Genomic DNA, 23,807 nt, shown 5'->3' with positions numbered 1-23,807 from the left:
AAAAAGGAGTAAAACACATTGTATGATCAAATCTTGAACATATTAACGGCATCCTGGTCGCGCAAGACTAGTACAAAATGGACGGAAGATTGCCCGGCCAAAGGCCAGTGCGGCGTGACGGCTTTAGTCATCCAAGATGTTTACGGCGGTGACATTCTCAAAACAAAAACCGGCACAAGCTGGCATTTTTATAACCGAATAGACGGGGAGATATATGATTTCACGAGCGGTCAGTTTTCAGAGCCGATCGTCTATCAGCACATTCTTTCTTCCAGAGATGAGGCATTTTCGGACACCAATGAACATCAGTATCGGTTCCTGAAAAGTGCATTCAGAAAAAACATGGAAACAGAAAGAGAAAAACACCTGTGATAAACTAGAGTGAGAGGTGAAGGATTGTGATTTATATCGGACTGACGGGGTGGGGGGATCATGACAGCATCTATCCGCCTAAAACAGCGGGCCCGCAAAAACTGCAGGCGTATTCCTCCCATTTTCCCATCGTTGAGCTGGACGCGAGCTTTTACGCGATACAGCCCGCCCGCAATAATGAAAGATGGGTCAAAGAGACGCCGGAATCTTTTCAATTTGTCATTAAGGCATATCAAGGAATGACGGGCCATCAGCGAGGCGATATTCCCTTTGAATCGAAGGAAGAAATGTTTGAGGCGTTTAAGCTGTCATTATCGCCGTATATAGAGCATGGAAAGCTTGCCATGGTGCTGTTCCAATTCCCGCCGTGGTTTGACTGCAAGAAAGAAAACGTCGCATATTTAAGATGGTGCAGGCAGCAGATGGGCGATATTCCGTGCGCGCTTGAATTCCGCAACCGGTCTTGGTTTTCCCCGCCATTTTATGAACAGACGCTTTCCTTTATGAAGGAGGAAGGCTGGATTCACAGCATATGTGACGAGCCACAAATCGGCGAGGGCAGCATTCCGACCGTCCTGAAAGCAACGGATGAAGAAAAAACGCTTGTCCGTTTTCACGGGCGGAACAAACAGGGCTGGATCAAACCAGACGGCGGACAAAACTGGCGTGAGGTCAGATATTTATACCGCTATAACAAACAGGAGCTCAAAGATTGGAAAAACAATCTTCAGGAGCTGAAAAAACAGTCGCGCAATCTGTATGTGCTCTTCAATAATAACTCAGGCGGAGACGCCGCCGATAACGGGCTTGAGATGCTTGAAATGTTAAATATCTCATATACCGGGCTTGCTCCGAAGCAGCTCGACCTATTCAGCTAGAAAAGAGGTTTCAAGACACATGTCTTATCTTATTTTGATCATATTAGGATTTATCGCGGGAACGGTCGGCAGCCTGATCGGGCTTGGGGGAGGAATTATCATCGTGCCGGCGATGCTCTATTTAAGCACGATGACTCCGTTTTTCCATGACGTAACACCGCAGACTGCCATCGGCACGTCCCTTTTGGTGATTATTTTTACGGGCCTGTCATCAACTCTGGCCTATATGAAATATAAAACCGTTGACTACAAAAGCGGACTGATCTTTTTTATCGGTTCCGGCCCGGGAAGCATCATCGGCGCGTATTTGTCTAAACTTTTTAATGCGCATACGTTTTCCGTCTGGTTCGGACTTTTTATGATTTTGATTTCCATTACATTAATGCTGAAGGCGAAAGCAAAACCGGTCAATAAAGCGCATAAAGGCATGATCCGGACATATGAGGATGAATCGGGTGAGCTTTATACATATTCGTACCGTATTTTCACCGGTATCGTGATTGCCTTTTTCGTCGGTTTATTGGGCGGCCTTTTCGGCATTGGCGGCGGCTCTCTTATGGTTCCGGCCATGATGCTGTTATTTTTGTTCCCGCCGAAAGTGGCTGTGGCGACGTCAATGCTCATTATTTTCTTATCCTCCGTGACGGGTTCCGTGTCACATATCGCAGAGGGCCATGTCAATTGGCTGTATGCGCTGTGCCTCGTTCCGGGCGCGTGGTTCGGCGGCAAAATGGGCGCGTGGGTCAATAAGCGGGTGCAGACGAAAACGATCGTGCTTTTCATGCGGGTCGTCTTGATTTTGATCGGCTGTGAATTGATTTATCAAGGGATATTCAGCTAAAAGGTAGGAGAGATGGTATGTTAGAGAAGCTCCGTTTATATCATACGAATGATTTGCACAGCCATTTCGAAAATTGGCCGAAAATCGTACATTATATTGAGCAGAAGAGAAGTGAGCATGAAAAAAACGGGGAGGAAACACTCGTATTCGACATCGGCGATCATATGGACCGATTCCAAATGATAACGGAAGCGACCTTCGGCAAAGCGAATGTCGACTTGTTAAACCGGCTTGAGATCGATGCGGCTGCCGTCGGGAATAATGAAGGAATTACGCTGCCTCACGATGAGCTGGCGGATTTATATACCCATGCCGCGTTTCCCGTCATTGTGTCTAACCTGTTTGACGCGGATGGACAGCGGCCGGAATGGGCCGAGCCCTACGTGATCAAAACGCTGAAAAACGGGATGACCGCCGGCATACTCGGCGTCACGGTGCCGTATTATCCCGTCTATCAAAAACTAGGCTGGACGGTGACGGATGCGGAAAAAAGCATTCAAGAATCACTTGACGATATCAAGGGCAAAGCGGACATCATCATTCTGCTTTCTCATTTAGGCCTGATCGATGACCGGGCCGCAGCGGAAAAATTTCCGGACATCGATGTCATTCTTGAATCACATACGCACCACCTTCTTGAGGACGGACAGGACATAAACGGCGTATTGCTTGCATGTGCGGAGAAATACGGGAACTATGTCGGCTGTGTCGAGCTGACGATAGAAAGTGAATCACGAACCATTGTCAGCAAACAGGCGTCTGTACAGAAAATGGCTGATTGGCAAGGGGAATCTGAAGATACGGCGGCTTTTCTGAAAGAGAAGGAACGGGAAGCGGAAAACCTGCTCTCCGAACAAGTCGCCAACCTGAATGAAGAAGCCGGCGTGAAGTGGTTTGAGGAATCGCCGCTCCCGCTTCTATTAGCCGAAGCGCTGAAAAGCTGGTGCGGCTGTGAAGTCAGCATGGTGAATTCAGGCGTTATTTTGGGGCCTTTACAGAAGGGGCCTGTCACACAGCTTGACCTGCACCGTATCTGCCCTCATCCGATCAATCCGGTGGCCGTTCGTCTTTCAGGCAGGGAACTCCAGGAAACAATCAGCCAGGCTGCCTCGGAACAAATGGAGCAGCTGCGGATAAAAGGCCTCGGCTTCCGCGGGGAAGTGATGGGCAGGATGGTATATGCCGGAGCGGAGGCAGAGGCCGGCATTCTTGAAGACGGTGTGACACATCTCCTCAATGTGAAAGTGAACGGAGAAGAGATTGATCCGGAGCGGATATACTCGGTTGCCGTTCTCGACATGTTTACACTCGGAAAGCTGTTCCCTTACATCCGCGATTCAAAAGAAAAGCAATACTTTATGCCGGAGTTTTTAAGGGATCTGCTCGCCTGGAAGCTCGCGCGGCAGCCGTAATGTCATGTAGCTGCCCGCCGTTCCATTTCACCCGAATGAGTGAAAGCGGGACTTTTTAAGAGTGAAAATAAAATACTATGTCCCCTCTTACAAGCATACATTGTGATATGTAAGGGGGGATTTTTCTTGCCTAGATACCGGAGCGCTCTTCGCAAGAGAGGGCCTTTGCCTTTTCGATATGTGCTTCTTCTGTCGTTTGCTTTTTTTATCATATCGACGGTCATCAGCCTTTGGATGATCAACTCCTCAATCAAACCGGTGCTGATGAACATAGGAGAAATGGAAACCAAACGGGTGGCGACAGAGGTCATTACGGAATCCATTGAAGAATACATGTCTCACAGCGACAATGTGAAAGATATGGTCGATATGAAAACGGATGAAAACGGAAAAGTCACAACGATGGATTTTAATACACAAATGGTCAACAGTATGAAGGCGAAAGTGACAAAGCAGCTTCAGGCTCATCTGAAGGAAGCGGAGTCGAACAATAAGCAGCATGAAACGGAAAAAGGCGCGAAAACGGCCGATGAAATTATGATCGATATTCCCTTAGGGCAGGTCACGGGAAACAGCATTCTCGGAAATCTGGGGCCGAAAATCCCCGTGCGCTTTAACCTGATCGGTGATGCGTTAACTGATGTGAAAACAAAAATAAAGCCGTACGGCATTAACAATGCCCTGATCGATATCAGTATTTTTGTGGAAATAAAAGTGAAGGTCATTATTCCGTTTGCCAGTAAGACATCAGTCGTGACAAATAATATTCCGGTCTCCATTAAAGCGATTCAAGGAGAGGTGCCGCAGTTTTATAACGGAAGCGGCGGGTCAGGTGTGACGCCTTCCGTCCAGCTGCCGAGTGAAAAACAGAAGAAAGATAAATAAAAACACACAGCCGCAATCTTTCCTGGCGGCTGTGTGTTTACTTTTTCCTGCGGATTTCTTTTCGTTCCCATGCCCTTAAATGGGGATACGGATCAAAAGACCATTCCGATCTGCCGTTATCTTTATACATCCCGTAGTGAAGATGCGGCGGGAATTTTCCCGCGGTGCCCGGCGGTCCGTACCCGGAACTGCCGACAGAGCCGATCACCTCTCCGGGTTTGACGATCTGGCCTTTATGCACACCTTTTGCAAAGCCGTTCAGGTGAGCGAAGTAGTGATACGTGTTATTGATATCCCTGATGCCGATTCTCCAGCCGCCGAAACGGTTCCAGCCCTTCATTTCAACAATACCGTAGCAGGTCGATCTGACGGGGAGCCCGTAATGAGCGAACAGATCCGTTCCTTCGTGAATCCGGCGCCCGCCGAAACCCCGTGCGGCGCCCCATGTGCTGCGGTAGCTGTAATCCGTCTTCACGGGAAGCGGAAAAGCGTGCTCTCCGAGATCAAGGCGGCCGAACGTTTTAAACAGTGTCATGAATTCGGTGATAATGCCGACCGTCTGATCACGGCGGTAATAATTCCAGAGACCGATGCGGATATGGTCAAGATCGGTTCCGAATCCCGCTAAATACTGAGCAAATGTATAAAGGATATCCTCATCATTGCTTACCTCGGCTTTTCCGTCGCCGTCGCCGTCCAGGCCGATCCCGTCAAATACTTTAATGCTGAGAGGCGCATCGTCCTTAGGATTTGGATTTTCAGGGCCGCTCCACAAATGATCCGGAATATAAATGCTGATGATTCCCGATTTTTCCGGCAGATCCTTTCGGTTCGAGCGGACATTTTCTTCATATTGATCAACTGCCGCAAGCACATACCAAGGAATCTGCGTGACTGCTTCGGCTTTGCGGTACAACTGCATCCGTTCGCCGTAAACAAGAGCCGATTGTTCTTTCCCGCTTGCAGCCGGACAGAAAACTGAAAAAAGGAGAAGAGCAGATAACAGAACTTTCACAACATGATCTCCTTTCAGGATTGAATACAAATAGTTTGCGGCAACAATCCGAGAAAATGTAAGTAATTCTCTTCCCTTGTCGAGAAATTTTTCCTATGTTAAAGTGACTATTGAATAGAAATCCGCAAGTTTTATATCCATCGTGAAATAGAAATTTTTCGCACACGAACATGAATAAAGGGATAATGGAGATGATGGGGAAATGGCAAAGAAAGACGAGCATCTGAGAAAGCCGGAATGGCTCAAAATAAAGCTGAACACGAATGAAAACTATACGGGTCTGAAAAAATTAATGCGTGAAAATAATCTGCATACCGTATGTGAAGAAGCAAAATGCCCGAACATCCATGAATGCTGGGCTGTCAGACGTACGGCGACGTTCATGATTCTCGGTTCCGTCTGTACGAGAGCATGCCGCTTCTGCGCTGTAAAAACGGGACTGCCGACTGAGCTGGATCTGCAGGAACCGGAACGCGTAGCTGATTCCGTCGCGCTGATGAATTTAAAACACGCCGTCATCACGGCCGTAGCGCGTGATGATCAGAAAGACGGCGGAGCAGGCGTCTTTGCGGAAACGGTCCGGGCGATCCGCAGAAAAAGCCCGTTCACGACAATTGAAGTGCTGCCATCCGATATGGGCGGAAATTACGACAACCTGAAAACATTAATGGATACCCGTCCTGATATTCTGAACCACAACATTGAAACCGTCCGCCGCCTGACACCGAGAGTCCGGGCCCGCGCAACATATGACCGTTCTTTGGAATTCTTGCGCCGTGCGAAAGAAATGCAGCCTGACATCCCGACGAAATCAAGCATTATGATCGGTCTCGGCGAAACGAAGGAAGAAATTATTGAAGTGATGGACGACCTGCTTGCGAACAATGTCGACATCATGGCGATCGGCCAATACCTGCAGCCGTCGAAAAAACATTTAAAAGTCCAAAAATATTATCATCCGGACGAATTTGCCGAACTGAAAGAAATCGCGATGCAAAAAGGCTTCAGCCACTGTGAAGCAGGCCCGCTTGTCCGTTCTTCCTACCATGCGGATGAACAAGTGAACGAAGCGTCTAAAAAACGCCAGGCCCAAGCATAAGATAAGCCGAAAAAACCCAAAACGCCGCAGGTTTTGGGTTTTTTGTGATGGAGCCGTTTTTGCAGGGAAAAAGTCATTCTTGAATAAGGATCGTCTGAACCGCTACACTGGATATAAAGAGGAAAAATTCTCCGTCCGTCCGAACCGTCTCATTTTGCAATTGATGGACAGAAGTCAATGAATTATGATAGTAAAGAGTGATAAAAGAGGTGAAGACATGATTCTTATTCAAAATGCCGAGTTTGAACTCGTACACGATTTTAAAAACGGCTTTAATGAAGAAGCGTTCAAAGCCCGCTATTCGGACATATTAAATAAATATGATTACATTGTGGGAGACTGGGGATACAGTCAGCTGCGGCTCAAAGGCTTCTTTGATGACCAGAATCAAAAAGCAACCTTTGAAACGAAAATCAGCACATTGGACGAATACATTTACGAATACTGCAATTTCGGCTGCGCGTATTTTGTTTTAAAACGAATCAGAAAATAATTGATGCAGAAGGGGATGCTGTCACGTGTATTTTGTTGACAGAAATAATATCGAACAAACACTCCGTTTTTTTGAGACCCAGCTGGCGCTGTTTGACAGCACGCCTGCATGGCAGAGCGAAATCGAAAAAAGGGCGCTTGAGCGGATCAGCCATCTTATGATCGAATGCATTCTCGATGTCGGAAATGATATGATTGACGGCTTTATCATGCGCGATCCGGGCAGTTATGACGACATCATGGATATTCTGACGGATGAAAAGGTGGTAGCTGAGGATGAAGGGAATAAGCTGAAGCAGCTGATCTCTTCCAGAAAGCAGCTTGTCCAGGAATATCAGCATGCCGACCATCAGGAGCTGTTTACGCTGATCACGTCAAACAGAGATGTGCTGAAAGCCTTTCCGGCCCGTGTAAGAACCTACCTGGAAACAGAATTAGGGCCTGTTTCCGCATTTAAATAACAACGAGTGAGAAAATCCACAGGAGTGTTGAGTATGAAGGATTATAAAGGATATTTGATAGATTTGGACGGCACAATGTACAACGGGACGGAAAAAATCGAAGAAGCGTGTGAATTCGTGAGAACGCTTAAAGCGCGCGGCATTCCGTATTTATTCGTGACGAACAATTCTTCCCGGACGCCGAAGCAGGTGGCGGACAAGCTGATGAGCTTTGACATTCCGGCATCTGAAGAGCAGGTCTTCACGACGAGCATGGCGACTGCGCAGCATATCGCCCAGCAGAAAAAAGACGCGTCGGTGTATGTGATCGGCGAAGAAGGCATCCGTCAGGCCATTGAAGAAAACGGGCTGAGCTTCGGAGAAGAAAACGCGGACTTTGTCGTTGTGGGAATCGACCGCGGCATTACATATGAAAAGTTGGCAACGGGATGCCTTGCGATCAGAAACGGCGCCCGGTTCATTTCAACAAACGGCGACGTCGCCATTCCGACTGAAAGAGGGCTTTTACCAGGGAACGGTTCGCTCACATCCGTTTTGACGGTGTCAACGGGCGTTGAGCCTGTCTTTATCGGCAAGCCTGAATCCATTATTATGGAACAGGCGATGCGTGTGCTCGGAACGGATATTTCCGAAACACTCATGGTCGGCGATAACTATGCAACGGATATTATGGCCGGCATCAATGCCGGAATGGATACGCTGCTGGTTCACACCGGCGTGACAAAGCGTGAACATATGGCCGGTTATGACCAAAAACCGACATATGCGATTGACTCTTTAACCGAATGGATTGAACATCTATAAAAAAAGGGACGGCCATGACGGCCGTCCTTATTCTGTATTTCTGGCGCTGTGAGCAAGCCGGCTTGAAGCCGCTGCTGCGATTGCGCCGACGATATCATCAAGAAACGTATGGCATTCGCCCGTAGATTTATCATTTAACCGCCCGAGAATGCCGGGTTTTTCTTTGTCAATGTAGCCGTAATTCGTAAAGCCGATCGAACCATATATATTCACGATAGAGAAGGCGAGCACCTCGTCAACCCCATACAGGCTTTCATCAATCGCCAGAATGGTCTGAAGCGGTTCAGACAGCTTTTTTTGTTCGGCGAGCACATCTAATTCTATTCCCGTTAAAATGGCGTTTTGCACCTCGCGTTTTGCGATGACACGGTCCACATTGAGCCTGCATACCTCCATCGTCAAATCAGGATGATATTTTTTTTGAAGGAAATACACCAGCTCGGCAATATCGTCCGTCTCAACCCCCCGTTCTTTTAAACGAGCCCTGGCGACAGCTTCCACCTGATTCAGTTGTTCCTTTTCTGACATTTGCTTCACCCAATCTTTTTTTACTAGTTTATACAACACTCTTCCGATGTGTACGATGTTTCTCCACTTGATTCAAAGGATTACAAGATGTATTCATAATTCCGCCGGCGTATGACTACGATGTGAATAGCTCTAATTTTTCAGGCAGGTGATTATGATGAAAAGCATCATTAAAGAAAAATACGGCATCCACGTCAGACAGCTTTCCGTTTATCAGAAATACCAATGCTTCCAGACGCCTAATTCCTTCTTTCTTATAATTCCCGTTTCCGGGTTTTCGCAATCAGAGCTGACGGAGCTTTACTACATGAGTCAGTATTTACAAGAACAAAGTGACCCATACGTTTCAGTGTTTATCTTTACGAAGGAAGGAGAACTGACCTTTGAGGACGAAGGCAAAACGTATGCGCTCTTAAAAGCGCCGATTCCCGTCTCAAACCGGTCGTTTTCCGTCGGAGGGGAGCTTGCCGAATTTCACAGAAAAGGGCGGGGTTTTCCGTACGAAGTGAAAGAAGCGGGCAGGATCGGCCAATGGAAGGACTTATGGGGAAAACGGGTGGATCAGCTGGAATCATTCTGGATGCAGAAAATTCATATGTCTCCGCTTGAACCGTTCGAAAAGAAAATGATCGAAGCATTTCCTTATTATTCAGGCTTAGCGGAAAACGCCATTCAATATTTAGTGGATACGGAGCTGGATGACAATCCCGGCGCAGAAGACTCGGGGACAATCTGCCATCAGCGGATGGAACGGGATACCTGGTCGGAGGAATCATTGATCCGCATTCCGGGCGATTGGGTATTCGACCATGCCGCCCGTGATATTGCGGAATATATGCGCAGCACATATTTGTATCATCGTGACGACCTGCTCAAAGATGGGTTTTTGTTTCTGCAGGAATATGAGCAAGTTACGCCGTTATCCTCCTTTTCCAAACGCCTGTTTTACAGCCGCCTGCTGTTTCCGCTCCATTTCTTCGAGACGGTGGAGAGCTATTACATTTCTCATGATTCTGAAAAACAGTTTTACGAAGAGCAGCTTGACTACATTCTTGCCGACTGCACCCGCTATGAACAGTTTTTACAGACATGTCACAACATGATGAATGTCAGGTCGGCGCAGGTTTTTGTCCCGCCTGTGGCGTGGCTCGGAAAAGGAATCAGTTCGTAAGAAAATATGACGTAAAAATATTTAGAAAATAGGGAATCTTGTCATATCAGTGTGTTAAGCGTTTTCATAGCCGCAGAAACAATATTCAGCCGCTTGTCAAAACAAATGCGGGCTTATATAATATTTGTAACTTAAATGTCTGTGAAGGGTTAACAATTGTCCTTTTCTAGTGGACAAAAGGAAGAAAGGTGGAGTTTCTCTTTGGAAGCGATTCGTATTGGACTGTTAGGACTGGGAACCGTGGGAAGCGGAGTCGTCAAAATTATACAAGATCATCAGGATAAGCTTATGCACCAGGTCGGCTGTCCGGTGACGATCAAAAAAGTGCTAGTTAAAGATATTGATAAAAAACGAGACGCAGACCTGCCGAAAGAAGTGCTGACGACAGAAGTCTATGATGTGATCGATGACCCTGAGGTCGACGTGATTATTGAAGTCATCGGCGGTGTCGAACAGACGAAGCAATATCTTCTTGATGCCTTGAAAGCGAAAAAACATGTTGTGACCGCAAATAAAGATCTGATCGCCGTATACGGGTCAGAGCTTTTAGCCGCCGCAAAGGAAAATGGCTGTGACTTGTATTATGAAGCGAGTGTCGCCGGCGGAATCCCGATTTTACGCACGCTCGAAGAAGGCCTTTCCTCTGACCGGATCACAAAAATGATGGGAATCGTCAACGGAACGACGAACTTTATCTTAACGAAAATGATTAAAGAAAAAAGCCCGTATGAAGAAGTGCTGAAGGAAGCGCAGGATCTCGGATTCGCGGAAGCGGACCCGACCGCCGATGTAGAAGGGCTCGATGCCGCACGCAAGATGGCGATTTTAGCCCGTCTCGGCTTCTCTATGAACGTCGATCTGGACGATGTCAAAGTAAAAGGAATTTCCCGGATTACGGATGAAGACATCAGCTTCAGCAAACGGCTCGGCTATACGATGAAGCTGATCGGCATCGCCCAGCGTGATGACAATAAAATCGAAGTCAGCGTTCAGCCGACACTGCTGCCGGATCATCATCCGCTCTCTGCGGTGCATAACGAGTTTAATGCCGTTTACGTGTACGGAGAAGCTGTCGGCGAAACGATGTTTTACGGCCCCGGAGCCGGAAGCATGCCGACTGCGACATCGGTCGTTTCCGATCTGGTCGCGGTCATGAAAAACATGCGTCTCGGCGTAAACGGAAACAGCTTTGTCGCCCCGCAGTTTGAAAGAAATCTGAAGCAGCCGTCTGATATCTATGCCCAGCAGTTTTTAAGAATTCACGTCAAAGACCAGGTCGGCTCTTTTTCAAAAATCACATCGGCCTTCTCAGAGCGCGGCGTCAGCTTTGAAAAAATTCTGCAGCTGCCGATCAAAGGCCATGACGACCTCGCGGAAATCGTCATCGTCACGCATCATACATCGGAAGAAGATTTCAGCGACATTCTGCAAAACTTAAATGACCTAGAAGTCGTACAAGAAGTAAAAAGCACATATCGTGTAGAAGGGAACGGTTGGAGCTAATGTGGAAAGGACTCATCCATCAATATAAAGAATTTCTGCCGGTGACGGATCGGACGCCGGCCCTGACATTGCATGAAGGCAACACGCCGCTGATTCACCTCCCGAAGCTTTCTGAAAAGCTCGGAATTGAACTGCATGTGAAAACAGAGGGCGTTAATCCGACGGGATCCTTTAAAGACCGCGGCATGGTCATGGCGGTCGCCAAAGCGAAAGAAGAAGGCAATGATACCATCATGTGCGCCTCTACAGGCAACACATCGGCGGCAGCTGCGGCATACGCGGCGAGAGCCGGCATGAAATGCATCGTCATCATCCCGGACGGAAAAATCGCCTTCGGAAAACTTGCGCAGGCCGTCATGTACGGTGCGGAAATCATCGCGATTGACGGAAACTTTGACGACGCGCTGGCCATCGTCCGGTCGATTTGTGAAAAATCACCGATTGCATTAGTGAATTCAGTAAACCCTTACCGGATTGAAGGGCAAAAAACAGCGGCCTTTGAAGTATGCGAACAGCTCGGCGAAGCGCCGGACATTCTGGCGATCCCGGTAGGAAACGCAGGGAATATCACGGCCTACTGGAAAGGGTTCAAAGAATACCATGAGAAAAACGGCATCGGACTTCCGAAGATGCGCGGTTTTGAGGCGGAAGGTTCTGCGGCTATCGTCCGCGGCGAAGTCATTAAAAATCCAGAGACCGTTGCGACGGCAATCCGAATCGGGAATCCTGCCAGCTGGGACAAAGCGGTGCTCGCTGCGGAAGAATCAGCCGGAAAAATTGATGAAGTCACAGATGAAGACATTCTTCACGCTTATCAGCTGATTGCCCGTGAAGAAGGCGTGTTTGCCGAACCGGGCTCCTGTGCATCCATCGCCGGCGTTTTGAAACAGGTAAAATCCGGTGAAATTCCAAAAGGCAGCAAGGTTGTCGCAGTTTTGACCGGAAACGGCCTGAAAGATCCGAACACGGCTGTAGACGTATCTGACATAAAACCGATTACGCTGCCGACAGATGAGGACAGTATTCTGGAATACTTAAATGGAGCGGCGCGTGTATGAATGAGGCGGAGATGCTGTTTTCCATTACGGTTCCGGGAAGCACCGCCAACTTAGGGCCTGGGTTTGATTCCGTCGGGATGGCGCTCAGCAGATATTTGAAGCTTTCGGTTTTCCGAAACGATGAATGGCAGTTCTCGGCGGAAACCGAAACTGTCGCGGGCATCCCTCAAGGAACGGACAACCTCATCTACCAAGTCGCCAAACGGACGGCTGACCGCTATCAGAAAGAGCTGCCGCCCGCCCATGTCAAAGTATGGAGTGAAATCCCCCTTGCACGGGGTCTCGGAAGCAGCGCGGCCGCTATCGTCGCCGCCATTGAGCTTGCGGATGAGTTATGCGGCCTGCAACTGTCGGAAAGCGACAAGCTGCACTTAGCCAGTCTTGAAGAGGGGCACCCTGATAATGCCGCTGCTTCCCTTGCAGGAGGGCTTGTGATCGGCCTTCACGAAGAAGATGAAACACATATCGTGCGTGTTGCCGAAGCGGATATCGATGTTGTGGCAGTGATTCCGTTTTACGAAGTTCTGACCAGGGACGCAAGAGACGTGCTCCCGAAAGAGCTGCCGTACCGACGCGCCGTTAAAGCAAGCGCCGTCAGCAACCTTCTCGTTGCTGCGATCATGTCAAATGACTGGGCGCTCGCCGGGAAAATGATGAGAAAAGACATCCTCCATCAGCCGTACCGCGCCATGCTTGTTCCTGAGCTTTCAAAGGTGGAACACGCGGCCGAAATGAAAGGCGCCTACGGAACGGCGCTGAGCGGAGCGGGACCGACGATTCTTGTCCTGATTGAAAAAGGAAAGGGAGAAGAGCTGAGAAAACAGCTTTCTGAGGATTTCCCCCACTGTGAGATTGCGGCGCTTACCGTCCCGTCAGAAGGAAGCGTAATTGAACGGAATCCTTTAGAGCAGGTGAAAAGTGTATAATGATAAAAAAGCGTTCTTCCCATCAGAGAAGGACGCTTTCTTTTTCTGGAGAAGGATTTTTATTTAGGGAAGCGAAATAAAACAGAAAAGGAGGAGAAACGATTTGAAAAAACTCATAACCGAGGAGGACATTGCGTCTCTCGTATCCGTGACAGACCCGCAATATGCCCCTGACGGCAGAAGAACCGCTTACGTCCGGACAACAGTCAATCATAAGCGTGATTCCTATTCCTCAGCCATTATGGTATATGACACAGAATCCGGCATCTCAAACCCGTGGACTTTCGGGGACAATAGAAATACAAGTCCGCGGTGGTCGCCTGACGGACGGCGCCTCGCCTTTGTTTCTGACAGGGAGAACGGCATCCCTCAGCTGTACATCATCGACGCTGCCGGCGGAGAGGCGGAGCAGGCGGCCGATATTCCTTGGGGCGTATCAGATCCGATATGGGCGCCCGACGGCAGATCCGTGCTTGTGTCCGTCAGTCTGACATCAGCGGAGCGCGCCGATGAGAAAGAAAAAAAGAAGCATGATGAGTATGAGCCGGTTGACATTCAGTCATTAACATATAAACGTGACGGGAAAGGCCTGCTGAACGGAAGCTGGGCCCAGCTTGTGCTGATTCATCTTGAAACGGGGGAGATTCAGCAGCTGACGGATCATGAAGCGGATCATTATGACGCGGCCTTTTCACCGGATGGCAGGCAGCTTGCGTTTACCGCTAATTTATGCGAGCCGGGTGACGCCGGAAAGCCGAGCGATGTCTATCTGATGAATCTGGCGGATGGAAGCCTGAAGCAGATTACGCCGCACCGCGGTTCTTTCGGTTCCTGCGTGTTTTCACCGGACGGTTCTTATATCGCGATGCTGGGCCATGAAAATGAATTTCGCAATGCGACTTTAGAAAAAGCGTGGCTGTACGACGTGAAAACTGAGCGGCTGTCCTGCCTGACCGACATGCTGGATGTTCATTTGAGCGATGCGCTGATTGCGGATTCAATCATAGGAGGAGTGACGCCCCGGCCGGTATGGACAAACGACGGGCAGGGCTTTTACGTTCTCGGGAGCGAGCAGGGAAGCACCGGTATTTATTATATCTCGATTGACGGCCTCGTATATCCGATCCGATTAGAAGAAGAGTATGTGAACGGTTTTGCTTTTCATCCTGATCAGAAAAGCTGTATCGCTGTCATTGCCAAACCCGCACAGCCTTCCGAGCTTTACAGCATTTCACTTGAAGATGGGGAAGAGAAGCAATTGACATTCGACAATGATCGGTTTATTGAGGAGCGTATCATATCCGTGCCGGAAAAGCTGCAATATGAAACAAAGGACGGGCAGACGGTAAACGGCTGGTTTTTAAAGCCCGCCGTTTTTGAAGAGGATCAAACTTATCCCCTCATTCTATACATACACGGCGGGCCTCACATGATGTACGGCCATACGTATTTTCACGAATTCCAAGTGCTGGCCGCACAAGGATATGCTGTCGTGTATGTCAACCCAAGAGGAAGCCATGGCTACGGGCAGGATTTTGTCAATCGTGTCAGGGGTGATTACGGAGGCGGAGATTACCGTGATGTCATGCAGGCGGTGGATGAAGCCATTCAGGCGTATCCGTTTATTGACAGCGGCCGTCTCGGTGTGACGGGTGGAAGCTACGGAGGGTTTATGACGAATTGGATTGTCGGGCAGACAGACCGTTTTAAAGCAGCCGTCACGCAGCGCTCCATTTCAAATTGGTTCAGCTTCCACGGTGTCAGCGATATCGGTTTCTTTTTTACCGACTGGCAGCTCGGGCATGATTTGTTTGAGGAAGCGGATAAGCTTTGGGATCGTTCTCCTGTAAAATATGCGTCCCGCGTTTCGACACCGCTTTTGATTCTGCACGGTGAGCGAGATGACCGCTGTCCGATAGAGCAGGCCGAGCAGCTCTTTACCGCGTTGAAGAAACTGAACAAAACGACGTCGTTCATCCGGTTTCCGAAAGCCACGCATGAGCTGTCGAGAAGCGGCCATCCGGAACAGCGGATGAAACGCATCCGTTATATTTGTTCATGGTTTGATGACTATTTGTAAAAAATAAAAAACCAGGCTGTCATGCAGCCTGGTTTTATGATTAAAATACTTGTTCTACTTCAACGACACCCGGTACTTCTTCAAGAAGGGCGCGTTCGATTCCGGCTTTCAGCGTAATCGTTGAACTTGGGCAGCTGCCGCATGCGCCAAGGAGGCGAAGCTTTACGATGCCTTCGTCTACATCAACAAGCTCACAGTCACCGCCGTCACGAAGCAGAAACGGACGTAATTTATCCAATACTTCCTGTACTTGCTCTTTCATTTCAACCTCAGTCATGAGATTCGCTCCTTTCATATACATAAAACCATTATATTCACAGTAACGGTAAAAATCTAATGTTTGGTTTGCAAAGCTGCTTTCCCCATTATAGCATATTTAAACTTGAACATAAAAACCGTTTTTTATACAAAAGCTGCCTCGTCCTTTGTATACTGGTGTAAAGGGGATGATATACATGACAAAGCCGGTTACGCTCAGTGTTTACGGCGCTGAAACGCTTTGCGCAAGCTGCGTGAATATGCCGAGCGCCAAAGATACGTTTGAATGGCTGGAGGCGGCGCTGAAACGGAAATATCCGCAGCAGCCTTTTAACATACGGTATATTGATATTGACGCACCGCCTCAGCAAAAGGAGACAGAAGAGCTTGCGGAGCGCATCAGAAACGATGAATTCTTCTATCCGCTCGTGCTGGTGGAGGATGTCATTGTGGGGGAAGGGAATCCGCATTTAAAAGATATATATGAAGAAATGGAAAAGCGCGGCTATGTTGCTGGCTCTTAAAAATGGCCGCTGATCGCAATCAGCGGCTTTTTTCTTATCAGCCGTTATGATGCTTGTACATCCATAAAAGGCCTGATTTTAATAAACGGGGCACACGCCCGATGAGCGGACGGTCGTTGACAAGACCGAAGCCCGCTTTTTTTCCGAGTGAACCGAGAACGCCTTTCAGCTTAAATTGCGGCATTGTTTCCGGCAGCTCTTCATTGTTCCAGCGTTTCAGGAGGATCTGCACAATTTGTTCCGCCTGTGCTTCAGCCAGCTGGGCGCTCGGCGCATGCGGCAGGCTCGCGCAATCACCGACGACGTAAACATGCTCATCGCCCGGAAGGTTGTGATGCGGTGTTAAAACGATGCGGCCTTGCGGGTCTTTTTCAGCGTCCAGTTCTCTGACGGCTTTATTCGGCTGAATTCCCGCCGTCCACACGATGGCATCGGCCGGTATTCCTTCATCATGATTATAAACGATGCCGTCTTCCACTTTTGTAATATTCGCATTATTGATAATGGTGACGCCGTGTTCTTCAAACCATTTTTGAACGTACTTGCTGAGTCTTTTCGGAAAGCTTGATAAAATCAGGTCGCCCCGGTCAAATAACATAATCTTCAGATCGTCACGGCTCTCTCTTAATTCACTGGCAAGCTCCACGCCGCTTAATCCCGCTCCGACGATAGCGACAGATGCATTGGCGCCGAGGTTGTTCAGCTTTTGATAGGCTTCGCGTGACTGATCAATGGTCTGAATGCTGTAAGTATGTTCCGGCGCGCCGGGCACGTTATGATACTTATCCTCGCAGCCCAGTCCGATCACCGCGTCATCGTAAGAAATCGGTTCGCGGTCATGAAACAGAACCTGTTTGTTTTTCGTGTCGACGGAAGCCACCTCACCGTATTGAACATCCAGATTCGGATGCTCAGGAAAAGACACCCTGATATGATGATCAGAAATCGTGCCGGCGGCGAGCGCATAATATTCTGTTTTTAAGCAGTGATACGGGTTTCTGTCAATCAGCGTGATGGATATATCTGACGGAAGCTGGTTCGGCAGTAAGCGGTGCAGCACCCGCATGTTTCCGTAACCCCCGCCGATCAAGACCAATTTTTTCATAATGATTCCCCTTTTGCCCGAAAAATATGGTAGTCAATGTTGTTACAAAATAACGAACTATGTAAAATAACATCTAGAATTATATCGAATTTGATCTAAAACCACAATAATAGTTTTAAAATAACCTACAAATTGACCAGAAAACATGTAATAGTAAAACCTTTAACCTGAATTAATATGTTACGATAACATTGAGCGTGAAACCGGATCTTTGACGAATAGAGGAAATTCCGTTAGGATAAGGTACATATGTGAGGTGAAACCGCATGAATCCGATGATTGAATTCTGTGTCAGCAATTTAGCGCGCGGTTCCCAGGAAGCACTTGAGATCTTAGAGAAGGATCCGAACTTGGACGTGCTTGAATACGGCTGTTTAAGCTATTGCGGGAAATGCATGGAGTCCCTGTTCGCCCTGGTCAACGGCGAAGTGGTCACGGGGGGCACGCCTGCTGAATTGGTTGACAACATATATACATTCATAGAAGAAAATCCGATGTTTTAGTCAGAGGCTCCGAACGGGGTCTCTTTTTTATTGCGCCCGGGTTTTGGCAAAATAAAAAATTTGTAGACAGCAAAAATAAATATTGTTATCTTAATAAAGACTTTTTTTAAATAAAATTTTAGAGGTGGATTCATTGAATATCGTTTGGGGGCTGCTCGGGGCAGTTGCTATATTAGCCATTGCTTTTTTGTTATCAGAGAAGAAAAGCAAAATTAACCTGCGAACCGTCATTGTCGGTTTATGTTTACAAATGGCCTTCGGATTCATCGTATTAAAGTGGGACGCCGGCCGGGCCGTATTTTTATGGTTCTCAAGCCGTGTGCAGCTTCTCATTGATTATGCGAACGAAGGCATCAGCTTTATTTTTGGCCCGCTGTTAAAAGTGGGCAGCAGCCCGGCTTTTGCGCTGAGCGTTCTGCCGGTCATTATCTTTTTCTCAGCGCTGATTGCCGTTTTGTATCACTTGAAAATCATGCAGCTCATCTTTCGCGTCATCGGAGGCGGACTGTCAAAGCTTCTTGGGACAAGCAGAACGGAATCGCTTGCGGCGGCTGCGAATATTTTTGTCGGACAGTCTGAATCACCGCTTGCCATTAAACCGCTGATTGCGGGATTGACCCGTTCCGAGCTGTTTACGATTATGACGAGCGGCCTTTCGGCTGTAGCGGGTTCGACGCTTTTCGGTTACGCCCTGTTAGGCATTCCGATCGAATACTTGCTGGCGGCCAGCTTTATGGCGGCTCCCGCCGGTCTCGTGTTCGGAAAAATTTTAATACCTGAAACGGAAAAAACGCAGACGATAAAAGGCGATTTTAATATGGACGAAGAAGGCGAAGGCGCCGCTAACGTGATTGATGCAGCGGCAAAAGGCGCGTCCACGGGCCTTCAGATTGCTCTAAATGTCGGCGCCATGCTGCTTGCGTTTGTCGCGCTCATCGCCGTAGTGAACGGAATCCTCGGCGGAATCGGCGGCTGGTTCGGTTTCAAACATATTACATTAGAATCCATTCTCGGTTACGTGTTTTCACCGATCGCATTTGTAATCGGCGTTCCTTGGCATGAAGCGCTCGGAGCGGGAAGCTATATCGGACAGAAACTTGTGCTGAATGAGTTTGTCGCTTATTCAAACTTCGGGCCGCATATTGCGGACTTTTCTAAAAAAACGTCTACGATTATCAGCTTTGCGCTGTGCGGATTTGCCAACTTCTCTTCGATTGCGATTATGCTCGGCACACTGGGCGGTTTGGCCCCAAGCCGCCGTTCGGACATTGCGCGCCTCGGATTAAGAGCGGTTATTGCGGGAACACTCGCAAACCTTCTCAGCGCGGCGATTGCCGGCATGTTTATTTAGTAAACGATAAAAGCTCCCTGCATATGCAGGGAGCTTTTATGTATGAAAAACGGGGGATATTTGTATTGTGTCCGAGCAGAAGAGCTTTTATACTAAGTAAAAGAAAAAAAGTTGGAGGCCGATATGAATTCATTCCGTTTTACCAAGATGCACGGTCTTGGAAACAGTTATATATATGTAAATCAATTTGAAGAACAGCTGCCGGAAGAACGGCTGGCTGAGATTGCCGTTAAAGTGTCCAGCATTCACACGGGCATCGGCTCTGACGGAATGATCCTCATCTGTCCGTCAGAAAAAGCGCCCGTCAAAATGCGGATTTTTAATAATGACGGCTCAGAAGGGAAAAATTGCGGCAACGGCCTTCGCTGTGTGGCAAAGTATGCATACGAACATAAGCTGACAGAAGAAACGTCCTTTTTCATTGAGACGCTTTCAGGTCTTGTGAAAGCAGACATTACAGAGGACAACGGGATTGTGCGTGAAGTCGCCGTTGATATGGGCGAACCGCGCCTCACCAAAAAAGAGCTGCCGATGCTCGGCAATGAAGATGAACTGACGATCGATGAAACCTTTGTTTTTGGAGAAACGGAGCTTTCCGGAACAGCCGTATCAATGGGAAACCCCCATATTGTTTTTCCGGTTGCGGATATCAATCAAGCGCCTCTTACAACGCTCGGCCCCGTCATTGAAAAAGACCCGAGATTTCCGGAAGGCGTCAATGTCGAATTTGTGGAAACCGTCAGCGCCGATGAACTTCATTTCCGCGTATGGGAACGCGGCTCCGGCATTACACAGGCTTGCGGAACAGGCGCCTGTGCGGCGGCTGTCGCATCCGTATTGAACGGTGTTTCTGAACGAAACCGGGATATCACCGTTCATTTAGCGGGAGGCGACCTTGTGATTAATTGGCAGGATAACGGGCATGTGCTGATGACGGGACCCGCCGAAACCGTATGCAGCGGCGTCTTTTATTTGTAAACAGCTCGTTTGAGAAATACTCTCCTCAAGGTTTATAATAGATATTAGAATCGTTTTTAAAAAAGGAGGTCTACCTATGAGTGTTCCAGTAACCATCACTGAAGCAGCGGCTTTGCATATAAAAGATATGATGAAAGAGCATGAAGAAGAAAACGCGTTTCTCCGTGTGGGCGTAAAAGGCGGCGGCTGCAGCGGCCTGTCTTACGGAATGGGATTTGAGCACGAAAAAGGCGAAAAAGACAGCATGTTTGAACAGCACGGAATCACCGTTTTGGTCGACAGCGAAAGCCTTGATATTATGACCGGCACGATCATTGACTTCAAACAGTCCATGATGGGCGGCGGTTTCACCATTGACAACCCGAATGCCATCGCTTCCTGCGGCTGCGGATCTTCTTTCCGCACGGCCAAAAACGCCGGTACGCCGGAAGAGTGCTAAGGGTCAACCCGCTATTCTTAGGATGAAAAAATATGACGTCTTTCTTTTCGATGGCGCTTGCACCATTGTTAAGAAAGGCGTTTATCTGTTTAATAAAAGCAAAACCCGCTCAACAGAAGCGGGTTTTGCTTTTTCAAAGATGTTATTCAATTGTATGTTTCATCGCATTGTACATATTTGCCGTATGTTCATCGGCTTTATCCCGTGGCATGCGCAGCCGTTCGACTGAAGAACCATACCCGATTTCTTGTTTGCCCTCTTTCAGTCCTTTAAAAATCCCATCAGCGAATTCATCCAGCGGTTCTCCTTGAGTATGCAGCCCTGCTCCGCCTAAATCTGTATTCACCGCCGGAGGCGCAACTTCAATCACTTCTACAGATGAATCAGAAAGCTGATGTCTCAAACTCATTGTAAATGAATGAAGCGCCGCTTTCGTTGCTGAATAGATCGGTGCAATGGCAAGCGGTGTAAAAGCCAATCCCGAAGAGACGTTAATGACAGCCGCATCTTCTTTTTCGGCAAAAAACGGAGCGAACAGCATAGACAGGTGAAAGGGAGCTTCAATGTTCGTTGTGATTTCTTTATTGAAATAGTCCCAATTGTCCTTCGCATCTGCTTTCAGCACATGAAAACGTTGTTGAATCCCCGCATTGTTTACTAACACATTCACTTCCGGATAATTTTCTTTCACCCAATCAAACAGTGATATACGTTCAGATGGAATGCTCAAATCACTGACATATGTAATAAGATCCGGGAATGTTTCCTTTGCTTTTTGAAGAGCGTGCTCACGCCGTCCGGTCACGATGACTTTATTTCCCGCTTTTAAAAACCGTTCTGCGAAAGCCAATCCTATTCCGGCATTTCCGCCTGTAATCAGTATTGTATTTCCCGTCAGTTTCATATTATCTCCTCTTTTCCGATTGTTTTTACATTTCTTTGTCACATTTCAGCTTTGATCCAATCAATATATTCATCCCGCAAATAGGCATGAAATAAGACAGCAGTGATTCTGTAAAATTGATTTTTAGATCCATCGGGAAACCCGCCAAAACTATTCTTTCCTTGTCACAATATGATGATACGGCTTAAAGCACGGTTTAAGTCAACAAAAGAACCTTGTGATTCCGTTTCGGTTACTCACATCAGACATAGGTCACGAAAGGATAGGTGAATGTGAAGTCTTGGAATTTTCTTGATGTGATAAAGCGTACCGTATAACATGGGTGAGAGACAATTAAAAAACGTTTCTGATCAAAACAAAAGGACGGCGATGCATGTGCAGGAAGGGAACAGCGTTGATATCAGGCCGCTCAGCCTGAATGATGCAGAGCGAGAACTGGTTTTGCAGACGGAAAACCGCATGTTTTTTGAACGGTTTGCCATGTCGAGACAAGAGGATTTTTATACGCTGGAAGGCCGGAAAAAACGAATTGAACAATCACTGAAGAATGCGGAAAATGACACAGAATACAGCTTCGGCATTTTTCTTCAGGACCAGACCCTGATTGGCACGATCAGCCTTTTTCAGGTGGTTCGGGGTTCTCTCCAAAGCGCTTTTATCGGTTACTTTTTAGATGGTGAACATAACGGAAAAGGCTATGCGACGAAGGCTGTCAAGCTGGCAGTCGATTATGCATTCAATGAGCTGAAACTGCATCGGATAGAAGCCGGAGTCATGCCGCACAATAAGGCGTCAATCCGGGTGCTCGAAAAAGCTGGCTTTCATAAAGAAGGCATTGCGAGAAAAAATGTAAAAATAAATGGAAAATGGGAAGATCATCAGGTGCTGGCGATCATACATCCGGAGGATACATGACGATATCCTCCTTTTTTATATCCTGCGTCTCTTTCGACAGGTTCTTCCTAAAACTTCAAATCAATTGTCTGAATCATACTATTTGCAAATTCGAAAAAAAATAAAGGGTACATAGCACCAAAAAATCTGAAAGATATGCTCTTTTTCAACACGTCCTAAAGTCATATTTTTCGAAAGGATATTGATTTTTTGATAGGATTAAACTAAATTGTAAAAGTATAGAATAGTTAATTTATTTTGTAAGAAAAGGATGATAATATGATAGGTCAATTGAGCAATAAAAAAATATTTTTAAGTTCTTTTTTCATCATTTTGATCTGTTCATTACTCTTCCAATTCAGTATTTCAGATAAAGTTCTGCAGTCGTATTATTCTTCCGTCGGAGAAAGTACCTATGATATCGGGGAGAAAAGTGTTCGTACGATTGTCATGTTTCTGCAAGGGTTTATGATCTTCACAACTTTTGTGGAAATTCTGATAGGCGGATTTCTGTTATTCGTTGCCGCTTTTATTCTCGGTACAAAAAAACCGAAAAAAATATATTTGCTTCTATATACACTGACTTCTTTAATCTCGGCATTTAAAATGTTGATTCTTTCAGTTGTTAATTACTTAACGGCTGATTCCTCGCTTATATATTCTGCCGGCGGCACCAGCTTGAGTCTGCAGCTGCTGGACCCATTTCTGCTCATATCAATCGCGGCTCTTTATGCTGCCGCAGGAAAACTGACCGATCTCAGTAAAGGCAAGAGAATCATTTTGACTGGATGTTTTGTTTTACTAAAACTCTTTACTATTTTCTTAAACTATTTTATGGCGGATAAAATTTAGCTCGGGAGAGAGTCAATTAAGCTGAATTTTATTATAAATTTAAAAAAAAGAGTAGGGAGATGTTATGATGAACTTAGTAAAATCTAATAAAAAGTCTTTCATTTTGTTTGGCGCGGCTCTTGCTGCAGCAACATTGGTTTATGCACTATTATTAACGGGAACTGAATTAAACGTGGCGGCGGCTCATGCATTCTCAGCCAATGCTGAATTAGCTTCAACTCTAGGCATCTCTACAGCAGCAGCTAAAAAAGCAATTGATATTATTGATGCGGCATCAACAATTGCTTCTATCATTTCTCTTATCGGTATCGTTACAGGCGCAGGCGCGATTTCTTATGCAATCGTTGCAACAGCAAAAACAATGATTAAGAAATACGGCAAAAAATACGCAGCTGCTTGGTAAAATCGATCAATAAATAATTGCTCTTTTTGTACAAGCTGCAAAAAGAGCCTCTCTCCCAAATACATATGTAA

General features: G+C 47.2%; 27 protein-coding genes. 22 read left to right on the top strand and 5 right to left on the bottom strand.

The genetic code is table 11. The annotated features are described in order from the left end of the window. The first annotated feature begins 18 nt into the window (after positions 1 to 18). The 5 genes from BXO87_RS06490 to yunB all read left to right on the top strand — a co-directional run bounded on the left by BXO87_RS06490 (position 19) and on the right by yunB (position 4,388). Positions 19 to 372, top strand: coding sequence for a YunG family protein (locus BXO87_RS06490; RefSeq protein WP_007408736.1), 354 nt, complete (start codon positions 19 to 21; stop codon positions 370 to 372). Between the two features lie 26 nt (positions 373 to 398). After that, positions 399 to 1,250, top strand: coding sequence for a DUF72 domain-containing protein (locus BXO87_RS06485; RefSeq protein ID WP_014305754.1), 852 nt, complete (start codon positions 399 to 401; stop codon positions 1,248 to 1,250). A gap of 19 nt (positions 1,251 to 1,269) precedes the next feature. Beyond that, entirely contained in the window at positions 1,270 to 2,091 is an 822-nt protein-coding gene (locus BXO87_RS06480; RefSeq protein WP_007613562.1) for a sulfite exporter TauE/SafE family protein, read from the top strand. A gap of 17 nt (positions 2,092 to 2,108) precedes the next feature. Further along, positions 2,109 to 3,503: a bifunctional metallophosphatase/5'-nucleotidase gene (locus BXO87_RS06475; RefSeq protein WP_076851269.1), complete on the top strand. Its 1,395-nt coding sequence runs from the start codon at positions 2,109 to 2,111 to the stop codon at positions 3,501 to 3,503. Between the two features lie 126 nt (positions 3,504 to 3,629). Next, positions 3,630 to 4,388, top strand: coding sequence for a sporulation protein YunB (gene yunB / locus BXO87_RS06470; protein WP_020954305.1), 759 nt, complete (start codon positions 3,630 to 3,632; stop codon positions 4,386 to 4,388). Positions 4,389 to 4,425: 37 nt separating this feature from the next. Here the strand turns inward: yunB and lytH are convergent, their stop codons facing one another. After that, entirely contained in the window at positions 4,426 to 5,403 is a 978-nt protein-coding gene (lytH, locus tag BXO87_RS06465) for an L-Ala--D-Glu endopeptidase (RefSeq protein WP_042635464.1), read from the bottom strand. 202 nt (positions 5,404 to 5,605) lie between these two features. Between lytH and lipA the strand changes: the two genes are divergently transcribed. The 4 genes from lipA (at position 5,606) to BXO87_RS06440 (ending at position 8,259) form a co-directional block, all read left to right on the top strand. Continuing rightward, positions 5,606 to 6,502 carry a lipoyl synthase gene (gene lipA, locus BXO87_RS06460; RefSeq protein ID WP_003151923.1) on the top strand — a complete coding sequence of 299 codons (897 nt, stop codon included), beginning with the start codon at positions 5,606 to 5,608 and terminating at the stop codon, positions 6,500 to 6,502. A 217-nt stretch (positions 6,503 to 6,719) separates the two neighbouring features. Further along, positions 6,720 to 6,995: a YutD family protein gene (locus BXO87_RS06450; RefSeq protein ID WP_003151928.1), complete on the top strand. Its 276-nt coding sequence runs from the start codon at positions 6,720 to 6,722 to the stop codon at positions 6,993 to 6,995. A 25-nt stretch (positions 6,996 to 7,020) separates the two neighbouring features. Then, complete coding sequence (locus BXO87_RS06445; protein ID WP_038459720.1) at positions 7,021 to 7,455, top strand: DUF86 domain-containing protein; 435 nt, start codon at positions 7,021 to 7,023, stop codon at positions 7,453 to 7,455. Positions 7,456 to 7,488: 33 nt separating this feature from the next. Further along, positions 7,489 to 8,259 carry a TIGR01457 family HAD-type hydrolase gene (locus tag BXO87_RS06440; RefSeq protein ID WP_013353455.1) on the top strand — a complete coding sequence of 257 codons (771 nt, stop codon included), beginning with the start codon at positions 7,489 to 7,491 and terminating at the stop codon, positions 8,257 to 8,259. 27 nt (positions 8,260 to 8,286) lie between these two features. On the opposite strand, the gene BXO87_RS06435 is transcribed toward BXO87_RS06440, so the two are convergent. After that, positions 8,287 to 8,787, bottom strand: coding sequence for a phosphatidylglycerophosphatase A family protein (locus BXO87_RS06435; RefSeq protein WP_003151934.1), 501 nt, complete (start codon positions 8,785 to 8,787; stop codon positions 8,287 to 8,289). Positions 8,788 to 8,941: 154 nt separating this feature from the next. On the opposite strand from BXO87_RS06435, the gene cotNH reads away from it, so the two are divergent. From cotNH to BXO87_RS06410, 5 genes are all read left to right on the top strand, one after another. After that, complete coding sequence (gene cotNH / locus BXO87_RS06430; protein WP_007613555.1) at positions 8,942 to 9,958, top strand: spore coat-associated protein CotNH; 1,017 nt, start codon at positions 8,942 to 8,944, stop codon at positions 9,956 to 9,958. A gap of 201 nt (positions 9,959 to 10,159) precedes the next feature. Then, entirely contained in the window at positions 10,160 to 11,461 is a 1,302-nt protein-coding gene (locus tag BXO87_RS06425) for a homoserine dehydrogenase (RefSeq protein WP_003151938.1), read from the top strand. Further along, positions 11,461 to 12,519 carry a threonine synthase gene (thrC, locus tag BXO87_RS06420; RefSeq protein WP_061047108.1) on the top strand — a complete coding sequence of 353 codons (1,059 nt, stop codon included), beginning with the start codon at positions 11,461 to 11,463 and terminating at the stop codon, positions 12,517 to 12,519. The genes BXO87_RS06425 and thrC overlap by 1 nt, the downstream gene beginning before the upstream one ends. Next, positions 12,516 to 13,445, top strand: coding sequence for a homoserine kinase (thrB, locus tag BXO87_RS06415; protein ID WP_038464251.1), 930 nt, complete (start codon positions 12,516 to 12,518; stop codon positions 13,443 to 13,445). Before thrC ends, thrB begins: the two co-directional genes overlap by 4 nt. A 103-nt stretch (positions 13,446 to 13,548) precedes the next feature. Next, a complete protein-coding gene (locus BXO87_RS06410) occupies positions 13,549 to 15,525 on the top strand; it encodes a S9 family peptidase (RefSeq protein ID WP_038464248.1) in 1,977 nt (658 codons plus the stop codon). Positions 15,526 to 15,565: 40 nt separating this feature from the next. Here the strand turns inward: BXO87_RS06410 and BXO87_RS06405 are convergent, their stop codons facing one another. After that, positions 15,566 to 15,901, bottom strand: coding sequence for a NifU family protein (locus tag BXO87_RS06405; protein ID WP_169510385.1), 336 nt, complete (start codon positions 15,899 to 15,901; stop codon positions 15,566 to 15,568). A 79-nt stretch (positions 15,902 to 15,980) separates the two neighbouring features. On the opposite strand from BXO87_RS06405, the gene BXO87_RS06400 reads away from it, so the two are divergent. After that, positions 15,981 to 16,307 (top strand): YuzD family protein, encoded by a 327-nt coding sequence (locus tag BXO87_RS06400; RefSeq protein WP_038459715.1) that lies wholly within the window; start codon positions 15,981 to 15,983, stop codon positions 16,305 to 16,307. Positions 16,308 to 16,344: 37 nt separating this feature from the next. On the opposite strand, the gene BXO87_RS06395 is transcribed toward BXO87_RS06400, so the two are convergent. Beyond that, positions 16,345 to 17,412, bottom strand: a complete 1,068-nt coding sequence (locus BXO87_RS06395) for an NAD(P)/FAD-dependent oxidoreductase (RefSeq protein ID WP_007613539.1) — start codon at positions 17,410 to 17,412, stop codon at positions 16,345 to 16,347. A gap of 266 nt (positions 17,413 to 17,678) precedes the next feature. Here BXO87_RS06395 and BXO87_RS06390 point away from each other — a divergent pair, with 266 nt between their 5' ends. The 4 genes from BXO87_RS06390 to BXO87_RS06375 all read left to right on the top strand — a co-directional run bounded on the left by BXO87_RS06390 (position 17,679) and on the right by BXO87_RS06375 (position 20,683). Beyond that, positions 17,679 to 17,915, top strand: coding sequence for a YuzB family protein (locus tag BXO87_RS06390; RefSeq protein WP_007408721.1), 237 nt, complete (start codon positions 17,679 to 17,681; stop codon positions 17,913 to 17,915). A 133-nt stretch (positions 17,916 to 18,048) separates the two neighbouring features. Then, complete coding sequence (locus tag BXO87_RS06385; RefSeq protein ID WP_012118346.1) at positions 18,049 to 19,266, top strand: NupC/NupG family nucleoside CNT transporter; 1,218 nt, start codon at positions 18,049 to 18,051, stop codon at positions 19,264 to 19,266. 123 nt (positions 19,267 to 19,389) lie between these two features. Beyond that, a complete protein-coding gene (gene dapF, locus BXO87_RS06380; RefSeq protein ID WP_076851268.1) occupies positions 19,390 to 20,244 on the top strand; it encodes a diaminopimelate epimerase in 855 nt (284 codons plus the stop codon). A 76-nt stretch (positions 20,245 to 20,320) separates the two neighbouring features. Continuing rightward, positions 20,321 to 20,683: a HesB/IscA family protein gene (locus tag BXO87_RS06375; RefSeq protein WP_003151967.1), complete on the top strand. Its 363-nt coding sequence runs from the start codon at positions 20,321 to 20,323 to the stop codon at positions 20,681 to 20,683. A gap of 142 nt (positions 20,684 to 20,825) precedes the next feature. Here BXO87_RS06375 and BXO87_RS06370 read toward each other — a convergent pair whose 3' ends face one another. Then, entirely contained in the window at positions 20,826 to 21,587 is a 762-nt protein-coding gene (locus BXO87_RS06370) for an SDR family oxidoreductase (RefSeq protein WP_038459713.1), read from the bottom strand. A gap of 369 nt (positions 21,588 to 21,956) precedes the next feature. Here BXO87_RS06370 and BXO87_RS06365 point away from each other — a divergent pair, with 369 nt between their 5' ends. The 3 genes from BXO87_RS06365 to BXO87_RS06355 all read left to right on the top strand — a co-directional run bounded on the left by BXO87_RS06365 (position 21,957) and on the right by BXO87_RS06355 (position 23,736). Then, the gene (locus tag BXO87_RS06365; protein WP_038460881.1) at positions 21,957 to 22,502 is read left to right on the top strand and encodes a GNAT family N-acetyltransferase; all 546 of its coding nucleotides are present in this window, start codon (positions 21,957 to 21,959) and stop codon (positions 22,500 to 22,502) included. A 258-nt stretch (positions 22,503 to 22,760) separates the two neighbouring features. After that, positions 22,761 to 23,333 carry a hypothetical protein gene (locus tag BXO87_RS06360; RefSeq protein ID WP_007613520.1) on the top strand — a complete coding sequence of 191 codons (573 nt, stop codon included), beginning with the start codon at positions 22,761 to 22,763 and terminating at the stop codon, positions 23,331 to 23,333. A gap of 67 nt (positions 23,334 to 23,400) precedes the next feature. Further along, positions 23,401 to 23,736, top strand: coding sequence for an uberolysin/carnocyclin family circular bacteriocin (locus BXO87_RS06355; RefSeq protein ID WP_003151973.1), 336 nt, complete (start codon positions 23,401 to 23,403; stop codon positions 23,734 to 23,736). Positions 23,737 to 23,807: the final 71 nt, after the last annotated feature.

This window comes from Bacillus sp. GZB, assembly GCF_001975995.1.
Classification (GTDB): Bacteria; Bacillota; Bacilli; order Bacillales; family Bacillaceae; genus Bacillus; species Bacillus velezensis.
Note: the sequence above shows the minus strand (reverse complement) of the source record. Positions and strands in the feature narration are given on the sequence as shown.

Excerpts from the sequence above, each read along its gene's own strand:
- BXO87_RS06480 (WP_007613562.1), top strand. The coding sequence starts at position 1,270 with ATGTCTTATCTTATTTTGATCATATTAGGATTTATCGCGGGAACGGTC.
- BXO87_RS06475 (WP_076851269.1), top strand. The coding sequence starts at position 2,109 with ATGTTAGAGAAGCTCCGTTTATATCATACGAATGATTTGCACAGCCAT.
- lipA (WP_003151923.1), top strand. The coding sequence starts at position 5,606 with ATGGCAAAGAAAGACGAGCATCTGAGAAAGCCGGAATGGCTCAAAATA.
- BXO87_RS06450 (WP_003151928.1), top strand. The coding sequence starts at position 6,720 with ATGATTCTTATTCAAAATGCCGAGTTTGAACTCGTACACGATTTTAAA.
- BXO87_RS06440 (WP_013353455.1), top strand. The coding sequence starts at position 7,489 with ATGAAGGATTATAAAGGATATTTGATAGATTTGGACGGCACAATGTAC.
- BXO87_RS06435 (WP_003151934.1), bottom strand. The coding sequence starts at position 8,787 with ATGTCAGAAAAGGAACAACTGAATCAGGTGGAAGCTGTCGCCAGGGCT.
- cotNH (WP_007613555.1), top strand. The coding sequence starts at position 8,942 with ATGATGAAAAGCATCATTAAAGAAAAATACGGCATCCACGTCAGACAG.
- thrC (WP_061047108.1), top strand. The coding sequence starts at position 11,461 with ATGTGGAAAGGACTCATCCATCAATATAAAGAATTTCTGCCGGTGACG.
- thrB (WP_038464251.1), top strand. The coding sequence starts at position 12,516 with ATGAATGAGGCGGAGATGCTGTTTTCCATTACGGTTCCGGGAAGCACC.
- BXO87_RS06400 (WP_038459715.1), top strand. The coding sequence starts at position 15,981 with ATGACAAAGCCGGTTACGCTCAGTGTTTACGGCGCTGAAACGCTTTGC.
- BXO87_RS06395 (WP_007613539.1), bottom strand. The coding sequence starts at position 17,412 with ATGAAAAAATTGGTCTTGATCGGCGGGGGTTACGGAAACATGCGGGTG.
- BXO87_RS06390 (WP_007408721.1), top strand. The coding sequence starts at position 17,679 with ATGAATCCGATGATTGAATTCTGTGTCAGCAATTTAGCGCGCGGTTCC.
- dapF (WP_076851268.1), top strand. The coding sequence starts at position 19,390 with ATGAATTCATTCCGTTTTACCAAGATGCACGGTCTTGGAAACAGTTAT.
- BXO87_RS06375 (WP_003151967.1), top strand. The coding sequence starts at position 20,321 with ATGAGTGTTCCAGTAACCATCACTGAAGCAGCGGCTTTGCATATAAAA.
- BXO87_RS06370 (WP_038459713.1), bottom strand. The coding sequence starts at position 21,587 with ATGAAACTGACGGGAAATACAATACTGATTACAGGCGGAAATGCCGGA.
- BXO87_RS06365 (WP_038460881.1), top strand. The coding sequence starts at position 21,957 with ATGCATGTGCAGGAAGGGAACAGCGTTGATATCAGGCCGCTCAGCCTG.
- BXO87_RS06360 (WP_007613520.1), top strand. The coding sequence starts at position 22,761 with ATGATAGGTCAATTGAGCAATAAAAAAATATTTTTAAGTTCTTTTTTC.
- BXO87_RS06355 (WP_003151973.1), top strand. The coding sequence starts at position 23,401 with ATGAACTTAGTAAAATCTAATAAAAAGTCTTTCATTTTGTTTGGCGCG.